The following is a 17,200-nucleotide window of genomic DNA, read 5'->3' on the forward strand; positions in this document are numbered from 1 at the left end:
TTTTGTTACATCTTAAACTCTTTTGTTGCGCTTTAAACTCTTATGTCTCTTTCTCCCTGCTCCATTCTGTTTAACGCTTCCAAAACAAATTCTTTTGTCTTTCCATCCTTTAGCTTATCCAGATGTTTTTTTATAGCTTCCTCGCCGGCTTTTTTTGTTTCTTCTGATGCATAATCTAAAAGATATTCCTTCAGTGTGAGTATTGCATTTGGCATGCAAAAATTATGTACAAAACTTGATTTTGCTACTTCCATAAATTCCTCCCCTGTTCTTCCTGCCCTATAACAAGCTGTACAGAAAGAAGGAAGTTCACCCATTTTGCAGGTTTCACCAATTACCACATCCAATGAACGTAGATCTCCAAGCTGGAACTGTTCTTTTTCAGGAAGCTCATTACCCCGGGATTTTTTGTATCCTCCCACACCTATACGTGTACCTGCATCTATTTGTGAAACCCCCAAAGGTAAAACCTCTTCCCTTACTTCCGGCTTCTCACGGGCTGTCAATATTATTCCTGTATACGGCACTGAAAGCCTTAGTATTGCCACCAGCTTTTTAAAATCTTCATCCCTTACAGCGTATTTAGCTTCTGAAGGATACGATGTACCAATAGCCGGTTCTATTCTTGGAACAGAAATAGTGTGGGGACCGACACCATTATATTTTTCCTCTAAGTGAATGGTGTGATATAAAAGTCCCATAAGTTCAAATCTCCAGTCGTAAAGGCCAAAAAGAACCCCAATGCCAACATCGTCAAGTCCTACATCCATTGCCCTGTCCTGAGAATAAAGCCTCCATCTGTAATGTCCTTTAATTGTATTTTCTGGATGCATTTTTCTATAGGTTTCATGATGGTATGTTTCCTGAAACACCTGGTATGTTCCGATTCCCACTTCTTTTAGCTTCTTAAGTTCTTCCCGGGATAGAGGTGCACAATTTATATTAGCCCTCCTGATTTCCCCGTTTTCAAATTTGGTGTTGTAAACCTGCCGTATGCTGTCACATATAAAATCTATAGTTGTTTCAGGGGATTCACCATAAACAAGTATAGTTCTTTTCTGCCCCTCACTAATCATTATTTTTACTTCTTCCTCTATTTCCTCCATGGTAAGGGTTTTTCTTTGGATTTTCCCGTTTTCTTTTCTAAAACCACAGTATTTGCAGTTATTCACACATTTATTACTTATGTATAGAGGGGCAAAAAATACAATGCGATCCCCGTAAACATCTTTCTTTAATTTGCTGGCCAGTTTATACATTTCATTAATTGTCTCAGGGTCTTTATTTTGAATTAGGATAGCCATTTCTTCAGGCTCTAGCCTTATTTTCTTTTCCGCCTTTTCAAGAACTTTTTTTACATTTTCTTTTGACGGATTTACATGTTTATTAAGTTGTTCCCATATTTTTTCATCATCTATAAAATCCTTTTCCATTTCGTCATATTCTTTAAAATATTCTTTATACTTATCAAGAAATTTCATTTTACCACCTCAATTTTAATTAATTTTGAATATAAATTATTTAATATAATTTTTTTATAAAGTATTTATAAAAGGCTTCATTGCCCTGTCAATTATACCGTTAAGGTAAGCAAGAACTATTCCATAATTTATCATAGGAATGCCGTTTTCCAATGAAAGCATCTGCCTGTATTCCATTTCCCTTTTATTTAGCATGCATGCACCACAGTGAATTACCATCCTGTACTTTGATATATCCTCCTTGAAATAAGCTCCGGAAACATGATGAAAATTTAACTGTTTTCCCGTTTTCTTTTTGATAAGGTCAGGTATCTTTACAGTCCCGATATCATCGTCCTTACGGTGGTGGGTACATCCTTCAGCCATGAGAATATAATCCCCGTCTTTAAGGTTTTCAATTTCCCTGACAGCCTTGTAAAATAAATCTAAATTCCCCTTGTGTCTTGCATATATAATTGAAAAGGACGTAAGAGGTATTTCTTCAGGAACTATTTTACTCACTTTGTCAAAAACCTTTGAATCGGTAATAACAATATCCGGGCTGCGGGAAAGATTTTTAAGAGACTGTTCCAGCTCTGTTTCCTTTACAACCAACGCCATTGCCCCATTATCTAAAATATCCCTTAAAACCTGCTGCTGGGGAAGTATCAACCTTCCTTTAGGTGCTGCTTCGTCAATAGGTGTAACCAGCACCGCCAAATCTCCGGCTTTAACAAGCCCGTCTATAAGGTGCAGCTTTTGGTCATCTTCTTTTTTTAATTTTACAAGCTCTTTTATAAGTTCTTCTATTCCCTCACCCGTCAATGCAGAAGTTTTAACCACAGGTGCTTTTGAAATTTCCTTAATGTGAAGAAAGTATTTTTCAGCATCTTTTTTTTCACACTTATTCACGGCAATAATAAAGGGCAGATTTCTTTTTTTAAAACGGCTTATCAGTTCTTCCTCTTGTTTTCCCCATTTTGAATCACAGGTTGTAACAAGTATTGCAATATCGGTTTTTCTCAGTACCTCTTTTGTTTTATTTACCCTAAGTTCTCCAAGGGTACCTTCATCGTCAATCCCCGGTGTATCAATGAGTACAACAGGTCCTAAAGGCAGAATTTCCATAGTTTTGTACACAGGGTCTGTAGTGGTTCCCGGGACTTCTGAAACAATAGCCACTTTCTGATTTGTCAGTGCATTTATAAGACTTGATTTTCCGGCATTTCTCTTTCCAAATAAAGCTATATGTAAACGGTTTCCTCTGGGTGTATTGTTCATAAACCTCTCACCTCCTAAATAAAAGGCACCTGAAATACGAAAGCCCTTTGCCAAGAACAAAGGGAAATCTTGACAAAGGGCATAAATGCACCACTTTACTTCAATTCTCCTCTGCCCCGGAACTCATCCTCAGCATCAGAACATTGATTCTCTTACTCTCCCCCTCAAGTTTTGTCCTCTTGGGGTCAAGTCTTTAGAAAACAAATATTCTGTTGTTATTTTAATGATACCTCTATTGCTTTATATTGTCAATAAGTTAATTTGGACTGATAGCGTCAATTTATTGTAGGAAAAAGAAAAGTAGATGGCATCCCATTTTTTATTTGTGCAACTATTTCAAATAACGGTCTCTTAGTAACGAAAGTGTTTTACATCATTTTGAGCCTTATTTTCTTTTATAATTCCTCTAACTTATTGTCTATTATACCATATAACTCTTTCTTTCTATAAAGAATTCATTTTACTCAATACTTGTGACAAATTAGTACGTTTTGTTATCTATGTTCCTTCACATTTTAACGCTACTTTTAAAAGAAAAAAGTATTTCTATTGTACCATTTTCCATTTTGTCAAGGCTAAAACAAGCGGGCAAAGCCCGGCCTTGACAAGTAGTAGGGCTCCGCGGGTCATGGTACTAAAGTTTTGCTTTTTTCTTTTCTTTTTCTTTTTTTATGTTTTTTCTTTTTCTTTGTCTTTTTTCCAGATATGTATAATTCCTATTGGATAGGCTTACTTGTAAACTTTCCCGTAATTTTTGCTTTATTATTACCTCATCCCTATCCGCATATACCTATAATACGCCTTAATTCTTTATATAAACCAGTTTTACACCCCTTATGAATAACAGTTAAATTACTATTCCATACACTCTCATACCTGTTTGATGACTTCTTTAATTCCTTAATTAATTTTTCCTGAATTTCTTGCCTACTAGATGCTAACTTTTTTTGTTTTTGTGCCATAACTATGTCATATACCTTACCGCCATTCTTCTTGTATATTATTAGCTTTGACATCTTTTCTACACCTTTTCTCGACCAGCCTTTAGGTCTTGAACTTAAACGGGATGAAAATACATGACTCACATGACCTTCAGCACTACAACCCACTATTCCTCTGTTTGACCTTATTTCTATACCATCCCAATTATTTAAAATATATCGCTTTGCATTTTTTATAGCCTTTATTTTATTTTCATTATCGCCTGTCTTTTCAATTATCTTTTTAAAAACCTTTGTTAGCATTTTTTTATCAGATAAATTCAAAGCCTCCTGTAAATCTTGGCTTATTGCTTCATCATTTAAATGTGTGGTCGCAACTCTTACGTATTTTTGAAGATGGTATCTATCAAGTACAAATTTACTTTTTGAAAGACAGTTAACTCCTTGCCTTATCCATGACGCCCCATCTCCTGATATATACACCGTCTCTAAAAAATCAACGTCATATTGTTTATATATGTATTCCGATACTTCAAGCCACAAATCTTCTGAATTCTTATACACTCCCCCAAAATATCGAACATTCTTTAATACTTTTCTCTTCTTATTACTTTTTTCAAAGTCAATTCCCTCATGCACATATACAAGTTTTGGCATAATTGTATTTCTCTTGCCCTTCTCATTCTGTCTCAATATACTTTTTTGTTGTAATGCTACATGGTCCTCATCGGCCTCAACATACAATATTTTTACTTCTCTCTTTTTATCTACTTTTATTTCAGGCTCAACTATTTCAATATTATGTATTTTATTCATCACTGCTTGTTTGCTGATTTCATCAATATATGTCGCCTTTTCTCCTGCCTTTCTGTAGCTGCTGTCAGCTGCTTCATCTATTGCATTAATTACAACATCGGCACTTACTCTGTCATGTGGTTCTACACCTACAATCCTGTCGACTAGGTGTTGTCTATTACCATTTTCCTTATGCTTAAAATATGTCCTGTTATAACTTAGTGTTCCAAATGTCGTTAAAATAGCTGTTTTATCTTTTCTTATAATTTCCCAATACTGTTTCCTTATTTCACAGTTACGGAAATATTCATCCATATCTTCAAGCACTTCTTTAAGTATATCGCGTCCAAGTTTAAATAAATCTTCTTTTAGACCAAGAACAAGATCAGCTAAGTCTTTTCCTTCTTCAATAAAATTTTTTATCTTTTTTTCAATTCTTTTTGCCCCAAATTCATTAAAATGTTGTATACTATTATACATAGAAGATGTCATCCTTTCTGTTAGATTTTTTTTTGTATTAATATCTTAACAGGATGTCATCTTCTTTTCAATTTTATATGGTATTTTATGTCTCATTCCCTACAATAACTTTACGCTAACTTTGGACTTACTTTCTATATAATACCCCGTCTTTCATGTATACTATATTATCTGCATATTTGGCTACATGTTCATCATGAGTTACCATTCTCTCCAGTTTCATAAATACTTTCATGATTTGAAAATTTAAAAAACCTGTATAGTACTGTTTCACTAACTACATCATCATTATCAATGTTAAAAAGAGATTTCATTGCAAAAGCTGAAAGTATATTTCCAAAAATGCAAAATAAAATAAATATGATTATTGATATACAAACAATATAATTTATAAATCTTAATATTCTTTTTAAACTATCCTTCATTGCTTTAATAACCCCTATACAATTATTTGCTTTAAATAAAAATTTTAATTTATCAGTAAGCTGTGTTTATATTAAAATATACCACAGTTCACTTTTAATTTGCTTTTTATATAATTAAGGTGCCGTAGTTATGATACTTGGTGATTTTGCTTTTCAAAGTACTGTAAATGTTTTTGTGTAAACTGGTTTCCCTTCAATGTTAGTTTATAAATATATTTTAAGGCTCAAAAGCCTTGTTTATCAATTTTTATATCTTTGATATTGCTACTGACAAATACAATTAAAACTTAAAAATTCGGAAAATAGAGGTTTCCAGCAATGTCAACTTATTTCTAGGTACAGATGCTGTCAAACAGCATACTTAAAGATTTAAAGTTTTTATTCAACTTTAAAATGGATTCTGAAAATCCTTTTATATCAATATTGTCAAGACAATCATAAATTAGGAACAAATTACAGTTAGCGGTAAATGCATCTTTAAAGCAACGTATAGTTGTAAAATTTTTGAATCCTACTGGAATTTGAAATTTAATTATTGACTTTCTATTTTAATTTAAAAACATTCACTAATTTGTAGTAAAATTGACCTAAAATAATTTGAAAATCTTATCTAATTTAATTTGAAAATTTACGCTTCTCATATTTCCAGATATGTATCCTTATAATGTCTTTGTTCGTCTAAAAAGTAATTAGTTACATCTTTTCATATATGCGTCTCTGTAATACTTGTAATATATTAATCAATCACTAAAAACTCAAATTTACCTGCACACCAAATTATACCACAAATTGTACCTTGTAAATATACTTTTTGAAAAAATTACTGTTAAATTGATTTATTTGTACTAATTTCTATTTTTGCAATATTCTTACCTATATATCGATTTCCAAATAGTGAAGCAATGCAAACCATTTGTTTGCAATATAAGGAAATTTTTTTATCTTGTCTGATGTATTATAAGTATAGGGAGGAATCTCATCCAGCCTAACATTACACAGCGTACAAATCTCATCCATTACATTGTGAAGTGGCACCCATTCCTCATTAGAGTATCGTTGAAATAGATCATACCCGGTTTTCTCTTTTATTTTATTCCATACTTCATTTTCAAGCTTATATAATTTATAATAATCAAGTACAAGTTTTTGATTACCCGAATAAGTAATTAGTTCTTCCACAATATTATCATGATCCACACATCTTATTTCTTCATCACAATGATTACATTGGACTGAACCTACCTGTCCATATCTTGAGCCATCGTGTTTATAAAATCCCTCTAATTGTTTGTTACAGTTCATACAATAAAGGGGCGTTATTTCAACATCAATTTGAACACCTATCTTTTTTATTTTTCTGGCACAAACTAAAAGGTCAAACTCTTCTTCACTTTTTCTTCCTTTGCGGTCTTGCCGAATACCATCAATCTCCCATATACCCATAAATGTTTACCTCCCAAAAGTTTTTAAAATTTTCATTCTAATTCTTTACATATCATGACAACCTGTTTTCAAGCAAGCTTTCTTACCCTTTCTTCAGGTAAATTTTCTGACATTAAATTTAATATCTGCGTATTCCGGATTATCCGGACGGCAGTTCCGGAAACATCCGGACATTAAACCGGATTATCCGGACACCTTGTCATTTAATTTGATTTTATAATAAATTTGTACTTAACACAATTCTTTCTAACATTGTATTAAAGTTTATACTTATACCCTTCAAGTATTTTATTAAAATGATTAGCTCTCCCTTTTGCCTATGTACTAACTTTCATGCCATAATTATACCGAACTTTTCTCATTTACAATATTTTTTATTATTCATCATGTTTTGTTTCTCTAATTACCTTTTCTGCCATTACCTCTCTCATAGATTTTTTTGAGTCCAGAGCAAGGATATATGCATTATGAATTATCCTGTCCATAATTGCATCTGCTATTGTAGGGTCAGGAAACAGGTTATACCAATGAGTATGGGGAACCTGTCCTGAAAATCAAGTAAAAGTTCCGGAATACGGTAGTATTTAACGGTATAGCCATGACGACAAGCACTGTTACCAAATGCACATGCCAAAAATGTCTTTCCGCTTCCGGTTTTTCCTGTAATCACGATATTTAATTTCTGAATAATGTAGGTACAGGTAGAAAGAGTTTGTATAGTCTTTTTATCTATCTTCCGTTCCGCAGTATAGTCTATATCCTCAATGCATGCATTAATACTAAAAGATGCTTTATGTATATATCTTTTAATCCTGGAGTTTTTTCTTGACTCCCATTCTTTTTCAACCATAATACCGAACCTTTCCTCAAAAGACAACTCCCTTAAAGCCGGATCTGAATCACTCAGTAGTTGGGCCATAACTTTAAGTTTCATATCTCTTAGTTTTTCTATAGTTGGGTTAATTAGCATATATACCACCTCCTGAGTAAGCACTGCTTCCTCTTACATTTTCATGCCGAATAATTGTATCATTCTGCTTCTTTGTGGAATTCTTGACGACTTGCTTAAGGATAATATTGAAATATTTGAAGGAAAAAACATTTTTATCTATAGCCTCTTTGCTGGCAGTTTCTATTATTTCAACAGAACAACTTTTAGCAAGTCTCATAATTCCCATACAAGTTCGATAACACTGAACAGGATAATCACTGCTTTCAAGAATCTTTTTGATTAGTTCCCGGGTATAAGGACCGTTTTTTTCTGCCCATGACAGAAAACGCTCAGAACTCCATGCATAAACAGCTTTATGCTCTTCGGGCATATGTTCCTCTAATGTTTTATAGCGATTAGATTTATCATAGTTTCTGGTGTGTACCGCTATTCTTTCATTCCCTATATATACTTCTATAGTTTTTGATGATGCCCTAATCCAACATTTATGATTCGCATAGGAGTAATGAACACTGTAGAAAAATCCTTTGTACTCAACATGATAATTAAATGCAACTCTTGTTTCTACCCAGTCGCAATATTCGTATTTTGTTGCCGGCAATGGCTGCAGACAGGGTTTATCTATCTTTTTAAAAGCCGTCTTTCTGTTACCCTCCATTTTCTGAAATGGTCTGTTGATAAACTTCTCCAGTTCCTCTGAAATTGCCTGATTTATTTCATGTATGCTAAAAAATTGTCTATTTCTAAGTGGAGCTATTATCCTTCTCGAAACATTACCTACCATGTTTTCATCTGAAGCTTTATCTTTTGGTTTTCCTACTCTGGCAGACACTATGGTTGTTCTATAATGTAAAGCCATTTCTTTATAGCTCCTGTTTATTAAAGGATCAATACGGTCTGGTTTGATAACCGCAGTCTTTGTATTATCCGGTATGTATTATCCGGTATTGTTATTTTAGGAACTCCGCCATAGTACTCATATGCCCTTACATGAGCATCAATCCAACTTTCAATTTTTGTATCACCGTAAGCATGAACAAAGGGATAATGACTTGCAGGAAGTACAGAAACAAAAATGTATGCAGGCTTTGATTTCCCTGTATTAATATCTACATAGGACAGGGTATCACCAGCCCAGTCTACCTCCATTTCTTCACCGGCTTTGTGGTGCTTGTGCAGGGATATTTTATTGAGTTTCTTGAAATTCCTATACCTTTCACAGAATTGAGTATACATGATTCCATCCGGATGCTTTTCCTTATACTCTTCCCACAAAAGCATCAAAGTCACATTCTTTTTTTTCATTTCATAGAAAACATATTCCATATCAGGCTCTGGAACGATTTTTCTATTATTTGTAGGTGGGTATAGCATTGACATTAACTGTTTATCACTAAGTTGGATTGGCCATGTTATATTTGCTTTTTCTGCTCTTTTAAGAATCTCTGACACTGTTGTTTTACCACAATTACAAGCTTGACCAATTTCTCTTAGAGATAGTCCTACTTCATGCTTAAGTCTTAAAATTTCTCTTGCTTTTAACATATCCAGCCTCCTCATCGATTGGCTCCCTTTAATCATTCTGATTAAAGAGTACCTATATTTTAGTAAATCGACAAGGTGTCCGGATGTACCCGAAATATGCATAATATCTTTAAATTACCAATTACAAGTCACAAAAAAGGATATTCTTTATTAATTCTCATAATGCTATTGCATCACATTATTTTTTAGCCAAAATACGGTGTAATATATTTATAGTAAAATAAAAAAGTAAAGGTGTGATATTATTACAGTTAAAAAGAGAATTTTAAATAAGTAGAAAGCAATATTTTGTTTAAATTTTAAAATTTATAACCAAAATATTGCTTTCACTTAAAACAAACTAATTATAATCCAAAATTAATAATTTCTATTAATAGTTTCTAAAATCTTCGCCTAGGGCAATTTTACCCCATTTGTCTATCTCATTATTATACTTTTTCATTTCTATTGCTCTTACTGTAGCACCTGCAGCTGCTTCCGTGGTACCAATCACTGGAACTGGAGGTACTGAATCTGCCGCACCTATAAAGAAATTAACTATATAGTCCCAAATTCCACCTCCAGATGTTTTTATTAATTCCATTTCTGTTAGTTCTGTAAACTTTTCGTTCAATTTTCTCATTTTACGTTCAATTTTCTCATTTTACTTCCCCTTTGTTCATATAATATTTTTTGTTGAGATCTCAACAATGAAATAATATCACAATAAATAAGGTAATACAAGCAAAAAAAGGTCACAACTTTCCGTGACTTTGGTCACTTTTTTTGTGACTAAAGTCACAGTAGGGTCACGTTTGTTACTTTTTTAGCAATTTAAACCTCTTCTGTCAATTGGTATTTTTGCCCTTATCAGTCGTAATCTTGGTGCTTCCTAGTCCGTCAGTTTGAGTTAAACAATAAAAATGAGACAAGGAAAATATCCCCCGTCTCTATTTCAAATTGTTTTTAAATTAATTCTGCAATTCCTCTTTTATCTTTAATACCGTTTCCTTGTCTAGCTTTGTTATTTTCGCAATAAAGTCTACATCTGCACCTTCTTTCAGGGCTTCTTTTGCTACCTCAAGTGCCTTCTCTCTTTTTCCTATTTCTTTTCCTATCTCTTTTCCTATCTCTTCTCCTATCTTCCTGTTTTCTTTCGCAATTGCCGGATTATATAATGATGTCAACATAGCTTCAACCTCCTTCTCCACTTGCCTGTATTCTCCGTATTTATTGTATATATAGTCTGACATATTTTTTAACACCAATAATATTCTCTCAAAATCCCTTGCATTTATCTCTTCTTTTTCATATAACTCTGTCGAACTTTTTCCTACACTTTCAATTACTTTTATCAGTTTTTTAAACTCAATATTTATTAGCTGTGCCTTTTCTTGGTGCGTCCTGTTGCTGTTGGAAATACTCTCTATCCACTTTCTCATATTAAATACTTGAAACGGCAACAATGCATACATCTTTTTATTTATTAAGTCTTCCTGAGTGTATTCCCAGTACTTCATTGTTGGAAATTCATATCGTTCTATATCTCCGTCCGGTTTTCTTATTTGTAAAACTATAACATCTTTTATGTTTTGATTTTCTTCTAAATATATTACCAATTGTTTTGGAAAATCAAGTATTATTTCTTCTCCTTCCTGATTACATGCCAGTTCCAATGCTTTTTCAAAACCATACCTAAACATTCTTATTGCCATTGCTTTGTCATTTTGCGTCTGAAATTCTATATGGTAATTTACTGAGCGTTTTTCACTTTGTACAGTTATAAACATGTCAGCTTGAATTCTTTTTAAATTGTTCAGCAAAAACTCTCCATTGCCATATTCTATTTTTACTTTTTTGTAATCATAATTTTCATCAAATAAAGCATTTAATAAATTTACCGTGACCTTCTTTGATAACTTAAACATTATCTTCATCATCTGGTCAAGCTTTATTTTTTCTTTCTTTTTTTGCCCCATCTTTAAACTCCCCCATCTGTTTATATTATATCATATCCAATTTATTTACAGCAAATTTTATTCTAGGACTAAAAAATGAAGTAATTATAATATAAATGCAATGTAAATTAACCTGTCGGCTGCCCTAGCGGACAATCTACTTAATAATTTCATCCTCCTCATTTCTCTCTTCAAAAAAATTCTATGTTATTTTTAAGCATTAATACACTTAACCTCTGATTTGGTTTTAATTTTATTTTTTATTTGAACTTTTTTTCTAAAACCTGCCATAAAAATTACAAGCATAGTAACAATACATTCAGCTAAAACAAAAGAAGACCAGACACCTGTCATTCCCCAAACCCTACTTAACAATAAAACCAGCGGAACAATAATAACACATCCACGTAAAAGTGATATAGTAAACCCCTCCTTAGCATATTCCATAGCACTTAAATAGGTGGACATAATTATATTTATGCCTGCAAATAAAAAACCTATAAAATAAATTTTAAGTCCTGACTCTGTAATATGGGCTATTTCTGCACTCTGCTCACTGTTAAAAATTCTGATAATGTCATGGGTATTAAAATATATACCTGCATAAATAACTGCTGCTACAATAACAGAAGTAAACAAGGAAAATTTTAACACCTTTCTCACTGTTTTGTATTCCCCTAATCCATAAAACCTGCTAATAAGAGGCTGCACTCCCTGAGCTATCCCAATAAACATAGAAATAGCAACTATAGATACATTGGCAACAATTCCATAAGAAGCAACACCTAAGTTACCTTTTAGATTTAAAATAACTAAATTAAAGGCTATAAAAACAGCAGATGTTGAAATTTCATTTACAAAAGAAGACAAACCTAAACTAAAAATATCACTGATGAAAGACTTATTCCCTTTATCATAAACATACTTAAAATTATTTTTCTTTTTTATAAAATGAATTGACAATACCCCGATACTTACTATTTGTGCCAGGCAAGTTGCAAAAGCTGCCCCAAACATTCCTAATCCAAAAGGAAACATTAATATATAATCTAAAATTATATTTGAAAAACTGCCTGATAACATTGCAGCCATTGACAGCTTTGGATTACTATCATTACGTACAAATGCAATTATAATGTTGTTTAAAATAAAAAACGGTGCAAAGCATAATATTGTTAACATGTATGCTTTAGTCATAGCTAATGTGGACATATCAGCTCCTAAAGTAGAAGCTAAAAACTCAGAAGCAAATGCTCCAATCATTACTAAAAGAAAGCTTATAATTATACCTGCTTTAATACATGTAGAAAATACAATGTTAGCTTCCCTATCTTGTTTTTGAGATTTTAATATGCTGTATCTTGTTGCCCCGCCAATTCCTATCATTAAACCTAATCCTTGTATAACACAAAAAACTGGGATGGAAAAATTAAGAGCAGCCATCCCCAATGCACCTTCTGCCTTTGATATGAAAAATGTATCTATTAAAACATAAAAAGAAGTTCCCATCATTCCTAAAACATTTAAACTTACATACTTAAAAAATTTTTTTAAAATGGATTTCTCCAAATTCTTTTCCTCCTTCAAAACCTTCATAAACAGAAAGGCGTTTTACAAATCAAGCTTCTTTAGCTCTTCCAATATTTTTTTATACTCCCTGTCTAATTCTTCAATATCATCATTCTTAGACGGTGCTGACAATCTTCCTATTACTTCAGAAAGCCGGTTTTTTAATACAATAATTTGCTCCTCTTTTGTTTGATTATTATAACTGCCCACATTGTTCTTTCTATCTAAATACTCCTCATAACTTCCTCTGAATAATTTAATCTTTTTATTCTCAATGGTCATAATTTGATTTGCAACAGACTTTATAAAATGCCTGTCATGGGAAACAAACAGTAACGTTCTGTCATATTCCTTAAGTGCTTCCTCTATAACTTCAAGGCTAGCAATGTCCAGGTAATTAGTAGGCTCATCCAGTATCAGCATATTAATGTCCTGCAAAAATATCTTAGCAAAAGAAACTTTCACTAATTCCCCGCCGCTTAATACATTTACTTTTTTATAGACTGATTCTCCTCTAAAAAGCAGTCTGCCAAGAAATAATCTTGCAAATTCCTCGGGATATATACTTTTTTCCATCACATTTTCAATAATGCTTAAATTGCCTTTTAAAATATTTAAGTTTTGGCTAAAGTAGCCAATTTTAGCAGTCTGGGAAATTTTAATGCCATCATGGTTTTCCATAATCATTTTAACCAGCGTACTCTTCCCACAGCCATTAGGTCCTATAAGAGCTATCTTTGCCCCGTTTTCAATAACAAAGTCTGCATTTTCAAATATCACTTTATCATCAAATGATTTACTGATATTTTTGCCTTCAATCAAAATTTTGCTGTAAGATTTACCGGATTCTAAAATATCCAGCCGAATCTTTTTTTCATCTTTTGGTCTTTCTTTAACTTCAAGATGTTCAATTCTTTTTCTTACGTTTTTGATGGTCTTATCATAATTTAACTTTGCTTTCTGCCCTCCCATTTTATGAAGCCTTGCCTCAGAATTCCCCATTCTCTTAGGGGGGCCTTTAATGCTTTGCTCCTTTTGCCTTAGTTTATGAATAACTCCCTCAAGTCTTCTTTTTTCCTTCACATACTCTTCATATTCAAATTGAGCCCTTGTTCTCTCCTCCATCTTTTGCCGGTAATAATCGGTATAATTACCGTTATACATTTTTATTTTTCCGTTTTCAATTTCTAAAATCCTGTTACACAGTTTATCCAAAAAACTCCTGTCATGGGAGATAACAATTAATGTTCCTGCATAATCTTCAAAGCTTTCTTCCATAAGCCCAATACTTTCCATGTCCATGTTGCTGGTAGGCTCATCTGCAAATATTATCATATTGCCTTCTTCTAAAACCGCCGCAACTTTAAATTTTGTCTTTTCGCCACCACTCATAGTCTCGTCCCAGGAGGTTTTAACGCCAAACTTTGATGCCGTTTCACTGCTTAAACTTTTATTGTCAGGGGAGTCCAACTGTGAAATATATCCTGCCTTTTTGTATAGCTTTACAAACCCTTCATCCGGTTCTAACCTTTTACTTAATATGTTTATTAAAGTTGTTTTTCCTGCGCCATTTGCACCTACAATTCCAATACAATTGCCAGAATAAATTTTCAAATCATCTACTTCTAAAATTAAACGGTCGCCAAAATATTTTTTAATTTTACTGCATTCAACCAATAACATAAAAATCCTCCCTTTCTTAGAGAGGATAGCATTTTTCATATATGACATACTTTCATATATAATAAACAAAACCTAATGCACCGTATGAAAAACTCATTTACAATGGTCTTACAACTCACTTAAAACAACTATATAAAGTAAACTACATAAAGCAAGCTACTTTTCGGTTATGAAAACGCTATCCACTCTTTAATTAAATAAATGCACACCAACAAAGCTTGAGATAACCTCAAAATACAGAAATCCGCCTACAACAGAGACTGTATATGCACCCATTTTAAATTAATTAAAGAAAGTGAATTACTTTTTCATTTCCCTTAAGTACCTTGCCCTTTCATTATTATTTTTTAAATTTAAGCCTAATTATACATACTTGGTATCCATATGTCAATAGACAATCTTCTACTCATAAATACCGTAAACTTTATTAACGTCCTGGACAAATATAATTCCATTTCCCGGCTTGTCAATTTCAAGCTTTTCACGTATAGATGATACAATATTTTCTGTAATGTCTTTTTTAGAAAGTATCATAACCATTTCCTTTTCAGGCTCTATTTCTATATTAAACACTTTTTTAGTTTCTTTTACTCCTGCCCCTCTTGCGTTGATTATAGTACCACCTTTTGAACCTGCTGCTTCTGCTGCTTCAATTACTTCTTCTGCCATTCCTCTGTTGACAATAGCCATAATAACTTGATACATGGATTTATTTTCACCTCTTCCTTCCTCATTTTTTTCACATTTAGCTTCAGAACCAATTATGCTGCAAGCACTGGTAGAAAAAACAATTCCATGATTGGGTTTTTCAAACTGAAATTCTTTATTTAGTTCAACTAAAGCATGCTCTGCAGTCTTCCCGTCAGTTCCAAATAAAATAATTTCTTTCCTCTCATCATAAAGGGATAAAAATTTTGCAATCTTGCTGGAAACTGTACCCCTTCCTTGAAAAACCGTACAATCGGTAATACCATGCTGTTTTGCCTTGCGTAAAACCTTACTTCCTACTCCGTAATTAACAATTACATAGACTAATTCAAAAACCGGCATACCATGAAAATCAGGCATCCTTCTTTTCAACTCCTTTTTTTCTTGACTTTATTGCAAATATCAATCCTAAAATTTCCAATGTAACTATAGGAGTCAGAGCAGCTGTAGCAATCATCCCAAAACCATCAATCAATACATCTGCCCCTTCAAAAGCACTTGCCGCTCCTTGCACAAATGCTAAAATAAATGTAGCCGTCATAGGACCTGTGGCAACTACACCGGCATCAAAAGCCATTCCTACAAAAAGTTTTGGTATAAAAAACATCATTATTATACACATAGCATATCCAGGAAGCAAGTAATGCCACAACTGAATCCCCGGCACTAAAATGCGGATAATGGAAAGTGCCACTGCGGAACCTGCCCCGATAGTCAGGGAAAGCAATACTGCTTTTCTCTTTACGTGCCCGCTTGTTACATCTTCAATCTGGTGAGTTAATATATAAACAGCTGGTTCTGCCATTACCGTTACAAAACCTAAAATAAATGCCACAACTATAATATATATTTTACTATCCAACAATGCCAATTCACTGCCAATGGTTATTCCCACATCCATAAAACCTGCATTTACCCCTACCAAGAAAATAAAAAGCCCTATGAAAGCGTATATAAAACCTGTGAGTAATTTCCTCAGCTCTCTTCTTCTTAATTTAAAGAATATTTTTTGTAAAACTAATAATATTATAACTAAGGGCAAAATAGCAATAAAACTTTCTTTTATATATTGGGGCATTATTTTTATAAATGACTTTATTATAGAATCGAAACCTGAAAGTTCTATATCAAGTGCAGCCGTAAAATCATCTGTTTTTGAAAATATACCTAAAAGCATTACAGACATGGCTATACCCGTTGCCGTAACTGCAACCAGTCCAAAACTGTCCCTTTCAGACGCCTCACTGTCTTTATTTAATTTTGATATACCTACAGAAAGAGCCAAAATAAAGGGGACCACCAATATTCCTGTTGTGGAAGCTGCAGCATCAAATGAGATTGCTATAAATTCCTGTGAAGAAAATATTGCAAGTATAAATAAAATTGAGTATAAAGCTATAAAAGCTTTGTGTAGTGTAATTTTGTAAAAAACCCTTAACATACCTAATGACAGCATAACTGCAAGACCTAATGAAACCACAATTATTATACTTATCCCGGGTATATTTCCTGAAGTAACTAAATTAACCTGATTTGCAAGAACTATTAATCCTGGCTCTGCCACCGATACAAAGAAACCAAGTGTCAACCCGGTAACCAACACCACCCACACTTTGTTTGTCTTTACCAGTGAAGAACCTGTAAGGCTTCCCAGAGGGGTAACGCCAATGTCTACTCCCAGCAAAAAGATAATTAATCCAATCATTACAAACACAGAACCAATAATAAATCTGATAATTACATCGGTGTCCATTGGGGTTATGGTAAAATGAAGTATTAGTACCAGCGCCGTTATAGGAGCAACTGAAAAAAACACCTCTTTAGCTTTTGAAATAATGGCATTCAAAGACAGTCATCCTTTCTTTATCAGAATAATTATATTTTTCTACATAAACTTCACCTTACTTGTGTGATAAATTTTTATTTATTAGACCAGCAAATCTTATACATCTGTTCAGAATGCAGATGTAATTATATATTA

The 17,200-nt window shown here is 33.0% G+C and carries 14 protein-coding genes; all 14 read right to left on the bottom strand.

All coding sequences use genetic code 11. From position 1 onward, the window contains the following. Positions 1 to 32 precede the first annotated feature (32 nt). Positions 33 to 1,481, bottom strand: coding sequence for a [FeFe] hydrogenase H-cluster radical SAM maturase HydG (gene hydG, locus HVS_RS12480; protein WP_101302869.1), 1,449 nt, complete (start codon positions 1,479 to 1,481; stop codon positions 33 to 35). Positions 1,482 to 1,535: 54 nt separating this feature from the next. Beyond that, positions 1,536 to 2,741 (bottom strand): [FeFe] hydrogenase H-cluster maturation GTPase HydF, encoded by a 1,206-nt coding sequence (gene hydF / locus HVS_RS12485; RefSeq protein WP_101302872.1) that lies wholly within the window; start codon positions 2,739 to 2,741, stop codon positions 1,536 to 1,538. Between the two features lie 776 nt (positions 2,742 to 3,517). After that, a complete protein-coding gene (locus tag HVS_RS12490) occupies positions 3,518 to 4,957 on the bottom strand; it encodes an ISLre2 family transposase (RefSeq protein WP_242971563.1) in 1,440 nt (479 codons plus the stop codon). A 1,298-nt stretch (positions 4,958 to 6,255) separates the two neighbouring features. Continuing rightward, positions 6,256 to 6,825 (bottom strand): hypothetical protein, encoded by a 570-nt coding sequence (locus HVS_RS12500; protein ID WP_101302878.1) that lies wholly within the window; start codon positions 6,823 to 6,825, stop codon positions 6,256 to 6,258. Positions 6,826 to 7,202: 377 nt separating this feature from the next. Then, positions 7,203 to 7,343, bottom strand: a complete 141-nt coding sequence (locus HVS_RS17285; RefSeq protein WP_341456972.1) for a hypothetical protein — start codon at positions 7,341 to 7,343, stop codon at positions 7,203 to 7,205. Beyond that, a complete protein-coding gene (locus HVS_RS12505) occupies positions 7,322 to 7,795 on the bottom strand; it encodes an ATP-binding protein (RefSeq protein WP_242971564.1) in 474 nt (157 codons plus the stop codon). Before HVS_RS12505 ends, HVS_RS17285 begins: the two co-directional genes overlap by 22 nt. Continuing rightward, the gene (locus HVS_RS12510) at positions 7,785 to 8,636 is read right to left on the bottom strand and encodes a Mu transposase domain-containing protein (RefSeq protein WP_101302880.1); all 852 of its coding nucleotides are present in this window, start codon (positions 8,634 to 8,636) and stop codon (positions 7,785 to 7,787) included. Before HVS_RS12510 ends, HVS_RS12505 begins: the two co-directional genes overlap by 11 nt. Before the next feature lie 20 nt (positions 8,637 to 8,656). Beyond that, positions 8,657 to 9,322: a DDE-type integrase/transposase/recombinase gene (locus HVS_RS12515; RefSeq protein ID WP_101302882.1), complete on the bottom strand. Its 666-nt coding sequence runs from the start codon at positions 9,320 to 9,322 to the stop codon at positions 8,657 to 8,659. Between the two features lie 370 nt (positions 9,323 to 9,692). Beyond that, a complete protein-coding gene (locus HVS_RS12520; protein WP_101302884.1) occupies positions 9,693 to 9,944 on the bottom strand; it encodes a hypothetical protein in 252 nt (83 codons plus the stop codon). A 328-nt stretch (positions 9,945 to 10,272) separates the two neighbouring features. Beyond that, a complete protein-coding gene (locus tag HVS_RS12525; protein ID WP_101302886.1) occupies positions 10,273 to 11,280 on the bottom strand; it encodes an RpnC/YadD family protein in 1,008 nt (335 codons plus the stop codon). A gap of 192 nt (positions 11,281 to 11,472) precedes the next feature. Beyond that, positions 11,473 to 12,828, bottom strand: a complete 1,356-nt coding sequence (locus tag HVS_RS12530; protein WP_192876514.1) for an MATE family efflux transporter — start codon at positions 12,826 to 12,828, stop codon at positions 11,473 to 11,475. Between the two features lie 42 nt (positions 12,829 to 12,870). After that, positions 12,871 to 14,511, bottom strand: coding sequence for a ribosomal protection-like ABC-F family protein (abc-f, locus tag HVS_RS12535; RefSeq protein WP_101302890.1), 1,641 nt, complete (start codon positions 14,509 to 14,511; stop codon positions 12,871 to 12,873). A gap of 402 nt (positions 14,512 to 14,913) precedes the next feature. Further along, positions 14,914 to 15,579 (bottom strand): P-II family nitrogen regulator, encoded by a 666-nt coding sequence (locus HVS_RS12540; RefSeq protein WP_192876513.1) that lies wholly within the window; start codon positions 15,577 to 15,579, stop codon positions 14,914 to 14,916. Beyond that, complete coding sequence (locus tag HVS_RS12545) at positions 15,572 to 17,065, bottom strand: DUF1538 domain-containing protein (protein ID WP_101302892.1); 1,494 nt, start codon at positions 17,063 to 17,065, stop codon at positions 15,572 to 15,574. The genes HVS_RS12540 and HVS_RS12545 overlap by 8 nt, the downstream gene beginning before the upstream one ends. Positions 17,066 to 17,200 lie beyond the last annotated feature (135 nt).

It is taken from the genome of Acetivibrio saccincola, from assembly GCF_002844395.1.
In the GTDB taxonomy this organism is placed as follows: domain Bacteria; phylum Bacillota; class Clostridia; order Acetivibrionales; family Acetivibrionaceae; genus Herbivorax; species Herbivorax saccincola.

What these genes read in the sequence shown, in the direction of transcription:
- hydG (WP_101302869.1), bottom strand. Translation starts at nt 1,481, where the DNA reads ATGAAATTTCTTGATAAGTATAAAGAATATTTTAAAGAATATGACGAA.
- hydF (WP_101302872.1), bottom strand. Translation starts at nt 2,741, where the DNA reads ATGAACAATACACCCAGAGGAAACCGTTTACATATAGCTTTATTTGGA.
- HVS_RS12490 (WP_242971563.1), bottom strand. Translation starts at nt 4,957, where the DNA reads ATGTATAATAGTATACAACATTTTAATGAATTTGGGGCAAAAAGAATT.
- HVS_RS12500 (WP_101302878.1), bottom strand. Translation starts at nt 6,825, where the DNA reads ATGGGTATATGGGAGATTGATGGTATTCGGCAAGACCGCAAAGGAAGA.
- HVS_RS12505 (WP_242971564.1), bottom strand. Translation starts at nt 7,795, where the DNA reads ATGCTAATTAACCCAACTATAGAAAAACTAAGAGATATGAAACTTAAA.
- HVS_RS12510 (WP_101302880.1), bottom strand. Translation starts at nt 8,636, where the DNA reads ATGGCTTTACATTATAGAACAACCATAGTGTCTGCCAGAGTAGGAAAA.
- HVS_RS12515 (WP_101302882.1), bottom strand. Translation starts at nt 9,322, where the DNA reads ATGTTAAAAGCAAGAGAAATTTTAAGACTTAAGCATGAAGTAGGACTA.
- HVS_RS12520 (WP_101302884.1), bottom strand. Translation starts at nt 9,944, where the DNA reads ATGAGAAAATTGAACGAAAAGTTTACAGAACTAACAGAAATGGAATTA.
- HVS_RS12525 (WP_101302886.1), bottom strand. Translation starts at nt 11,280, where the DNA reads ATGGGGCAAAAAAAGAAAGAAAAAATAAAGCTTGACCAGATGATGAAG.
- abc-f (WP_101302890.1), bottom strand. Translation starts at nt 14,511, where the DNA reads ATGTTATTGGTTGAATGCAGTAAAATTAAAAAATATTTTGGCGACCGT.
- HVS_RS12540 (WP_192876513.1), bottom strand. Translation starts at nt 15,579, where the DNA reads ATGCCTGATTTTCATGGTATGCCGGTTTTTGAATTAGTCTATGTAATT.